Origin of the sequence: Herbaspirillum lusitanum P6-12, from assembly GCF_000256565.1 — a bacterium.
Lineage (GTDB): Bacteria > Pseudomonadota > Gammaproteobacteria > Burkholderiales > Burkholderiaceae_D > Herbaspirillum > Herbaspirillum lusitanum.
In genome coordinates, this window is record NZ_AJHH01000642.1 from 1 (window position 1) to 5,450 (window position 5,450).

Below are 5,450 nucleotides of genomic sequence, written 5' to 3' on the forward strand. Positions count from 1 at the left end.
TTTTTTTTTTTTTTTTTGCTTCGAAAAATACCTCAGCGCAGCCGTGCCGGAGCGGCGGTGATGTCGATTTCGCGTCGTACGCGCGGTGCATTTCCGGTGCTCAGCTCCTGCCCCAGCTTGAACACGCTGACGATGCGCGCCAGGTTGGCGGCCTGCTGCTGCAGCGATTGCGCGGCGGCGGCGGCTTCTTCGACCAGCGCGGCATTCTGCTGCGTGACGCCGTCCATCTGCGTCACGGCATGCTTGACCTGGTCGATGCCCTCGCTCTGCTCACGGCTGGCGGCGGAGATCTCGCTGACCACATCGGTCACGCGCTTGACGCTGGCAACCACCTCATCCATGGTCACCCCGGCCTTTTCCACCAGCTTGGTGCCGGCGCCGACCTTGTCCACCGAGTCGCCGATCAGTTGCTTGATTTCCTTGGCCGCGGCGGCGCTGCGTTGCGCCAGGCTGCGCACTTCCGACGCTACCACGGCAAACCCGCGGCCTTGCTCGCCGGCCCGCGCCGCCTCGACCGCTGCGTTCAACGCCAGGATATTGGTCTGGAAGGCGATGCCGTCGATCACGCTGATGATGTCGACAATCTTCTTCGACGACGCGTCAATCGAGCGCATGGTCGAAATCACGGCGCCGACCACGTCGCCGCCTTCAGCCGCGACGCCCGATGCCGAGGTCGCCAGCGCATTGGCCTGCACGGCATTGTCGGAGTTCTGTTTGACGGTCGCCGACAATTGCTCCATCGCTGCAGCGGTCTGTTCAAGCGAACTGGCCTGCTCTTCCGTACGCGAGGACAGGTCGAGATTGCCGCTGGCGATCTGGCTCGATGCGGTGGCGATGGCATCGGTGCCGCCGCGCACGTCGCCGACGATTTTCAGCAGGCTGCCGTTCATGTCTTTCAATGCGGACAACAGCATGCCGACTTCATCCTTGCTGCGCACTTCGATGTGCGCGGTCAGGTCGCCGTCGGCGATCGAACGCGCCACGCCGACAGCAACAGTCAGCGGACGCGTGATGTTGACGGTCAGGTACCAGGCGCTGCTGACCCCGAACAACAGGATCAGCACGCCCAGCACGATCAGCAGCGTACGGCCGGTCTGGGCCATGCGTTCGATGTCGGTGGCGGTGTCGTCGATGCTCTTGCGCTGCATCGTCAGCAGATTCTGCAGTGCATCCTTGAGGTCGTTGGCGCGCGGCATGAAGGCGCTTTCCAGCAAACGATTGGCTTCGTCCAGGTCGCCGGCCGCCTTGGCCTTGCGCATCTGGTCGCGCGCCGCGACGTACAACGAACGCTGCGTCTCGATCTTCTTGAACAGCGTCAGTTCCTGCTCGCTTTCCAGGATCGGTTGCAGCTTCTTGAGCAGCTCGGTCGAGATCTTCGACGAGGCCGCATCTTCCTTGGCGAAGAACGGCGCCAGCGCCGGATCGGTGCTCTTGGCGATTGCCGTCACGCGCGTGATGGAAGTTTGCACGATCGGGAACCAGTCGCTGATGAGGCGTTCTTTTTCCAGCGGACGCTGCATCATGGCCTTGGTGGCGTCGGTCACGCCTTGCAGGCGCCAGATGCCGATGCAGATGATGGTGATGGCCAGCAGCAGAATGATGGAGAAGCCCAGCGCGAGTCGTTTGCCGATCTTCAGGTTGGCAAGAATGTTCATAGAAGTCTCTGTTCTTATACGATGTTGGAATGACAACGAATGCAGCAGGAATGCATGGAGATTTCCCACGGCGGCGCGCAAGTATAGCGTTGGGGATGCGGCGTCATTCGCCGGATCAGCGAGGGAAATTGGCGTCAAGAAATAGAAAAGCCGCCTGACGGCGGCTTCCTGTTTTGGTGCGGTTTCACTGTATCAGGCTGTAAACACTGTTAACAAGCCTTTTTCAGCCCATGTCAGCAAGTTGCACGCCTGAGCATGCCGGCGCGCATCTTGTCATAGCACCAATTGAACACCAGCGTGTAAGGAAGAAAAAACAACACCAGGCCGATGTCGAGTACGAAGGCCTCGATCAGACCGATATTGAGCCACCAGGCGGCCAGCGGCACCACGGCCAGGATCAGGCCGGCTTCGAACACGATGGCGTGGCCGATGCGCACCGCAAAGCTGCGCTCGGCGGCGGGCGCCTTCCAGCGGCGTTCGAGGCGGTCGAACACGGTGTTGAAGATGACGTTCCAAGTCATCGCCACCAGTGAAATCATCAGCGTCAGCGCGCCGGCGTGCGCGAACGACACGCCCAGCAGCCACGACATCACCGGCGCGCACAACAGCAGCGCAACGATTTCAAACAGCACCGCGTGCAGGAAACGTTCATACAGGGATTTCTCTTGGTTCATGGATTCTCTCCTTGGGAATGCCTCGATTATCGACGGCTCCACTGATAGAATGAAGTTATTAACCATCGGAATATCCGATATATAAACGAGACCTGATGCATTCCCTCGACGCTCTGCTGATGTTCATCGAAGCCGCCAACCTCGGCTCGTTTTCGGCCGCTGCCCGCAAGCTGGGCAGGCAGCAATCCAGCGTCAGCGAAGCCATCGCCAATCTGGAAATCGATCTCGGCGTGACGCTGTTCGACCGCAGTACGCGCAAGCCGACGCTGACCGAACACGGCCACGCGCTGCTCACGCATGCGCGTCAGCTGCTCGACGCCAACGACAAGCTGAGCCGGGCAGCGCAACAACTGGCGGGTGGCCGCGAGGCCCAACTGAGTTTTGCGTTGTCCGACACCTATCAATCCGACGTGTTTGAAAAAAGCCTGGCGCAACTCGAGCAGCGCTTTCCCGACCTCAGCCTGGAGTGCCTGATCGCCGAAGATGAAGACGCCGTCGACCTGGTCCAATCGGGTCGCGTGCAGCTGGCACTGGTGGCGGCGCAACCGTCTTATCCGCCGGACATCGGCTTCGAGACCATCGCCGACCAGTCCGAGATCGGCCTGTATGTCAGCACCGCACATCCGCTGGCGCAGGCCGCGCACATCAGCGGCGACATGCTGCGCCAGGCGCGCGAGCTGCGCGTGAACACTTACACGCATCGCGACCAGGCGCGACGGCAGCAACCCGGATTGCACTGGTCGGCATCGAGTTACCTGATCTTGCTGGAGATGACTGAACTGGGATTCGGCTGGGCGGAATTGCCGCGCTGGGTGGTCAAGCGTTTCGGCGCGGCGGAACTGAAGGAGTTAAAGGTGCACGGCTGGCCGCGCAGCATCCGCGTGCATGTGATCTGGTCGCGCGAACGCGGACTGGGACAGGCCGGCGCATGGCTGTGCAATACCTTCCTGCAAACGCCGGCCTGAAAATTTCACTGCTTAAAACTGTTCCCAGTCGTCGTCCGACACGGCGGCCGGCAAGCGCTTAGGTGTCGCTGCAGGGGCGGAGACGGCTGTCTTCACTGCACTTTTTACCAGCCTTGGCGCTGGCTTGTGCGGCGCGCTTTTCGTGGTTGCCGCAGTGGGCACAATGACGACCGGCTTGACCTGAACCGCTGCCAGGTTCTTGCCTGTTGCATGCGCGCTGTCCAGCGTGAAGATGCCGACCACCTGCGTCAGCGTCGCCGCCTGGTCCTGCAGCGATTGCGCGGGCCGCCGCAGCCTGCTCCACCAGCGCTGCGTTCTGCTGCGTGGTTTCATCCATCTGCGCGATTGCGCGATTGACCTGCTCGATACCTTCGCTCTGCTCCTGGCTGGCCGAGCTGATTTCGCCGACGATGTCGGTCACGCGCTTGACGCTGGCGACCACTTCCGCCATCGTCGCGCCGGCCTGTTCCACCAGCTTGCTGCCGGAGTCGACCTTGTCGACTGAGTCGCTGATCAGTTCCTTGATTTCCTTGGCCGCCGAGGCCGAGCGCTGCGCCAGGCTGCGCACTTCCGACGCCACCACGGCAAAGCCGCGACCCTGTTCACCGGCACGCGCCGCCTCCACTGCTGCGTTCAACGCCAGGATATTGGTCTGGAAAGCGATGCCGTCGATGACGCTGATGATGTCGACGATCTTCTTCGATGAAGCGTTGATGGCGCCCATGGTGTCGACCACTTGCCCGACCACGCTGCCGCCCTGCACCGCCACTTCGGAAGCGGATACGGCCAGCTGATTGGCCTGGCGCGCGTTGTCGGCGTTCTGCTTGACGGTCGAGGTCAGTTGTTCCATTGCGGAAGCGGTTTCTTCCAGCGATCCGGCCTGCTGTTCGGTGCGCGTGGACAGGTCCATGTTGCCGCTGGCGATCTCGGCCGAGGCAGTGCTGATGGTGTCGGTGCCGGTGCGCACCTGGCCGACGATGCGTTGCAGATTGTCGTTCATGGTCTTGAGCGCCAGCAGCAGCTTGCCGGTTTCATCCTTGCGGCTGGTGTCGATGCGCGAGCTCAGGTCGCCTGCCGCAACCGTCTCGGCAATGCCGAGCGCCTGCTTCAGGGGACGGATGATGCTCAGCGCCAGGCGCCAGGCGAATACCCAGCCGGCGACGAACAGCAGCGCGCCGAAGGCGATCAGCAGGTTGCGGCTTTGCTTGTATTGATCCTGAATGCTGGCGGCGATCTCATCGATGCCGGAGCGTTGCAGGTCGAGCAGTTGCTGCAGGGCGTCGAGGTAGCCCTTGGCAGCTACCGGAAAGTCCTTTGCCAGGATGCGTGCGGCTTCTTCCACGTTGCCGTCGGCCTTGGCTTTGGAGATGGCGTCACGCGCCACGATGTAGCTTTTGCGCACCGTCGCCAGTTGCGCGAACAGGGCCTTTTCCTTGTCGCTGCCGAGCAGGCCTTCGAGCGTCTTTTGCTGTTCGTTGGACAGCTTGGTGGCGGTGGCGGCGTCTTCGGCGAAGAACGCGCTCAGGCTGGGATCGGAACTCTTGGCGATTGCCGTGGTGCGGCGCACGCTGGTGTGGATGGTGCGATACCAGTCCGACACCAGGCGTTCCTTGGCGAGCGGTTTTTCCATCATGGATTGCGTGGTCTCGGCCACTTCATGCAGGCGCCAGATGCTCAGCGCGATGACCGCGATGGCGGAAAACAGGATGATCGCAAAGCCAAGGTTGAGACGTTTGCTGATATTCATATTGGCAAAGAAATTCATTTTTATCTTTCTGTGAATGTCGATCCCGGTCCCCTTCGTGGAAGCTCTTCGCGCGCAGCACGCAGCAAGCAGCCCGGAATGGCCCGTATTGTCTGCAATAAGGCGGCATCAGAGCTATTGGTATTTCTACCTAGGAAATCGCCGCATCGCCTTCTTACCATCGCAACATGTCCGCTTCATGAAATGCTGCGCGGACGGCATCGCGCCGCAATGTTGTCGATGATGCAAAACCAGGGAAGAATTTCGACCTGAGGTTGGCAACTGAAATGACAACTGCCGCCGGCGATAGCAGAAGGGATTGCATCCTCTGCCGTGCAAATGAAAAGGCCTGCCGCGATGCACATGCGGCAGGCCTTTTCTACGGACCGGAAATGGGACGGATCAATGTTGC

The 5,450-nt window shown here is 61.1% G+C and carries 4 protein-coding genes and 1 pseudogene; 1 reads left to right on the forward strand and 4 read right to left on the reverse strand.

Translation table 11 applies throughout. From position 1 onward, the window contains the following. Nucleotides 1-32: 32 nt before the first annotated feature. Together HLUSI_RS0121190 and HLUSI_RS0121195 are read right to left on the reverse strand one after the other, a co-directional pair. Nucleotides 33-1,655, reverse strand: coding sequence for a methyl-accepting chemotaxis protein (locus HLUSI_RS0121190; protein ID WP_016835857.1), 1,623 nt, complete (start codon nt 1,653-1,655; stop codon nt 33-35). A 233-nt stretch (nt 1,656-1,888) separates the two neighbouring features. Continuing rightward, entirely contained in the window at nt 1,889-2,329 is a 441-nt protein-coding gene (locus HLUSI_RS0121195; RefSeq protein WP_016835858.1) for a multidrug/biocide efflux PACE transporter, read from the reverse strand. Between the two features lie 92 nt (nt 2,330-2,421). On the opposite strand from HLUSI_RS0121195, the gene HLUSI_RS0121200 reads away from it, so the two are divergent. Then, entirely contained in the window at nt 2,422-3,294 is an 873-nt protein-coding gene (locus tag HLUSI_RS0121200) for a LysR family transcriptional regulator (protein ID WP_029363853.1), read from the forward strand. 12 nt (nt 3,295-3,306) lie between these two features. Here HLUSI_RS0121200 and HLUSI_RS29940 read toward each other — a convergent pair. Both HLUSI_RS29940 and HLUSI_RS34415 read right to left on the reverse strand, forming a co-directional pair. Further along, a pseudogene (locus HLUSI_RS29940) lies at nt 3,307-5,059 on the reverse strand (methyl-accepting chemotaxis protein). 176 nt (nt 5,060-5,235) lie between these two features. Then, nucleotides 5,236-5,450: hypothetical protein (locus HLUSI_RS34415; protein WP_238534057.1), on the reverse strand; the 215-nt coding region annotated here is incomplete at its 5' end.